The sequence below is a fragment of the Hyalangium sp. genome (assembly GCF_035629615.1).
Lineage (GTDB): Bacteria > Myxococcota > Myxococcia > Myxococcales > Myxococcaceae > Hyalangium.
Window position 1 is genome coordinate 1 of the sequence record NZ_DASPHO010000709.1, and the last position, 2993, is coordinate 2993.

Genomic DNA, 2993 nt, shown 5'->3' on the forward strand with positions numbered 1-2993 from the left:
TGCCGCAGATCGCATACACCTCGACGGCACCCGAGGTGACGCAGAAGGGGGACTACATCTTCCGCGTCTGCTTCATCGATCCGTTCCAGGGCAAGGTGATGGCGAAGTTCTCGCGAGAGAACCTGAAGCTCAGCCAGGTGGCGGTGCTGACGGATAACAAGAGCGCGTACTCGATCGGGCTGGCGAAGGTGTTCATCGAGGAGTTCGAGAAGATGGGCGGGAAGGTGATTGCCAACGAGAGCTACTCGAAGGGGGACACGGACTTCCGGGCGCAGCTGACGGCGATCAAGCGGCTGAAGCCGGAGGGGGTGTTCGTGCCGGGGTACTACACGGACGCGGGGCTCATTGCGCGGCAGGCGCGGGAGCTGGGGCTGAAGGTGCCGCTGCTGGGTGGGGACGGCTGGAACTCCGACAAGCTCTTCGAGCTGGGAGGCTCGGCCCTGGATGGGAGCTACTACTCCAACCACTACGCGCTGGACAACCCGGACCCGCTGCTCAAGGCGTTCGCCGAGAAGTACCAGAAGATCTACGGCATCCCGCCAGACAGCTCGGCGGCGCTGGCGTACGACGCAACGGCGCTGGCGGTGGACGCGATGAAGCGTGCGCCGGACCTGTCGCGCAAGGCGCTGCGGGACGCCATCGCGGCGACGAAGGACTTTCCGGGTGTGGCGGGGAAGATCACCATCAACGCCAACCGGGATGCGGAGAAGCAGGCGGTGGTGCTGAAAGTCGAGAACGGGAAGACGCAGTTCGTCACCACCGTGCAGCCGTGACCCGGCCACGCTCAGCGCGGCTCGAGCCTGTCCAAGCTCACACGCTCAGGCGCGCATGGCGGCCGTGAACGGACTCACATACGGAGCGGCGGCGAGCTGCTGCCAGGTGTCGTGGAGCCCGTCGAGGTAGCTCACCTGGACCCCGGAGAGATCCGCGCCATCAAGGCAGTTCAGGTTCACGGAGTAGTACTCGCCGCCCAGCTCCGGAATGTTTCCGTGCCCGAAGGTGCGGACCCCACAGACCTTGCAGAAACGGGCATGGCCGGCCTCGGAGCGCGAGTAGTCGCTGAGGACCTCTCCCCCGGAGACGAGGCGGAAGGCGCTCGGCTTCATGGTCGCACCCCACCACCCGGTCTTCGCGCAGCTGGTGCAGTTGCACCGGGTCGTGCCAGCGCTCGGGTCCAAGTCGGCTTCGAAGCGCACGGCGCCGCAGGGGCAGCTGCCTTTATAGGTCTGGATCATGGTCGGAAGCTCCAAGGATGGGGGCGAGACGCTCTCGGCACTCGCCCGGGTGATGAGAAAAGAGTAGGAAGGGTTGCGGACAGAATCAGTCCGCAATGAGAGGAGCCGCACGTGGTCCAGACCTCCGCTCGACTGCTGAAGCTGCTGTCGCTGCTGCAGTCCCGGCGATTCTGGGTGGGCGGGGAGCTGGCGAGCGAGCTCGAGGTGACCGAGCGCAGCGTCCGCCGCGACGTGGACCGGCTTCGGAGCCTTGGTTATCCGGTGCATGCGGCCGCGGGCGTCGGCGGCGGATATCAGCTGGGCGCCGGGAAGGAACTGCCACCGCTTCCTCTCGAGGACGACGAGGCGGTCGCCGTCGCAGTGGGGCTGCGCCTGGCGGCGACGGGACTGGTGAAGGGGCTGGAGGAGGCGTCGGTTCGTGCGCTCGGGAAGCTGGAGCAGGTGCTCCCGAAGAGGCTCCGGCGCAGGGTGAGCGCGCTGCACGCCGTGAGCGTGCGGCTGGGCGACGCTGGACCTGGCATCGACGCGGAGGCACTGGCGGTGATGGCGAATGCGTGCCGGGACTCCGAGGTTCTGCGCTTCGACTACAGCAGTCACGAGGGCACGGTGAGCGCGCGCCTCGCTGAGCCCTATCGGCTCGTGCACAGCCGCTATCGTTGGTACCTCCTGGCGTACGATCTCGAGAGGGAAGGGTGGCGGACGTTCCGCGTCGATCGCATTGGCGCGATGCCGAGAACCGGGCGTCGTTTCAAGGCGCGCCCGCTGCCCTCCGAGGACGTGGCCGCATACGTGTCGCAGTCGGTCTCGACGGACGTGTACCGGTTCCGCGCGCGCGTGACGGTGCAGGCCCCCGCGCACGTTGTCTCGGAGCGGCTGTCTGGAGTGGCTGGACGCATCGAGGAGCTGGAGGCGGAGCGCTGCCTGGTCCACACCGGTGGCGAGAGCCTCGAGGCGCTTGCGTTCCACCTGGGGTACATGGGGTTCGACTTCGAGGTGCACGAACCGAAGGAGCTCGTCGAACACCTTCGCCGCCTGGGCGAGCGCTTGACCCGGGCTGCGAATCGGACTGAAGCGGAGGCGCAGGGCGCAGGCGAGCCTCGAAGCGGGCCTCCCAGCTGAGGCAAGAGGACACCCGGCAGCCCCAGGCGTGACATCCCCTCAGGCCTACTCGGGCTTCAGGATCCGAGGGTTGGCGTTGCCCCAGGCGGTATACATCTCCACGAGGATCGTCCCCGCGAGCTGCTCCAGCTCCTCCCGGGTGATCTCGATCGCGCCTTGCTTGCCGAACAGCACGACCTCATCGCCGGGCAGGATCTCCGGACTGCCAGTGACGTCCACCATGAACGTATTCATGGAGACCCTTCCCACGACAGGGCAGCGCTTCCCCCGGATCAGGACGTACCCCCGGTTCGAGAACACGCGCCCATACCCATCGGAGTATCCCGCGGGAATGTTCGCCAGCCTCGAGTCGCGCTGCAGCGTGAACTTCCGATCATAGCCAACCGAGCTCCCAGCCGGATAGCTGTTGACGGACGAGACGCGGGACTTGAACTCCATGATCCACTTGAACTCTGGATACTTGGACAAGGTGTCGCCGTACAGCGCTCCTCCTGCGCGCACCATGTCCAGGTGGCTCTCTGGCACCTCCAGCGTGGCGAACGAGTTCGCACTGTGGAGGATGAGCTTGCTGCGATCGAGGTGCCCTTTCTCGATGATCCAGCCCGCCCCCTCTTTGAACGTGGCGAGCACGCGCAGGAC

4 protein-coding genes are annotated in these 2993 nt (G+C 66.4%); 2 read left to right on the plus strand and 2 right to left on the minus strand.

The genetic code is table 11. The features are described 5' to 3' along the window. Nucleotides 1-773: ABC transporter substrate-binding protein (locus VD972_RS35545; protein ID WP_324993259.1), on the plus strand; the 773-nt coding region annotated here is incomplete at its 5' end. Nucleotides 774-818: 45 nt separating this feature from the next. Here the strand turns inward: VD972_RS35545 and VD972_RS35550 are convergent. Continuing rightward, nucleotides 819-1235 carry a GFA family protein gene (locus VD972_RS35550; RefSeq protein ID WP_324993260.1) on the minus strand — a complete coding sequence of 139 codons (417 nt, stop codon included), beginning with the start codon at nucleotides 1233-1235 and terminating at the stop codon, nucleotides 819-821. Nucleotides 1236-1346: 111 nt separating this feature from the next. Between VD972_RS35550 and VD972_RS35555 the strand changes: the two genes are divergently transcribed. Then, complete coding sequence (locus VD972_RS35555) at nucleotides 1347-2354, plus strand: YafY family protein (protein ID WP_324993261.1); 1008 nt, start codon at nucleotides 1347-1349, stop codon at nucleotides 2352-2354. Between the two features lie 45 nt (nucleotides 2355-2399). On the opposite strand, the gene VD972_RS35560 is transcribed toward VD972_RS35555, so the two are convergent. Next, nucleotides 2400-2993: alanine racemase C-terminal domain-containing protein (locus VD972_RS35560; RefSeq protein ID WP_324993262.1), on the minus strand; the 594-nt coding region annotated here is incomplete at its 5' end.

Bases quoted from the DNA above. Each gene is read 5' to 3' on its own strand.
- VD972_RS35550 (WP_324993260.1), bottom strand. From the start codon at position 1,235: ATGATCCAGACCTATAAAGGCAGCTGCCCCTGCGGCGCCGTGCGCTTC.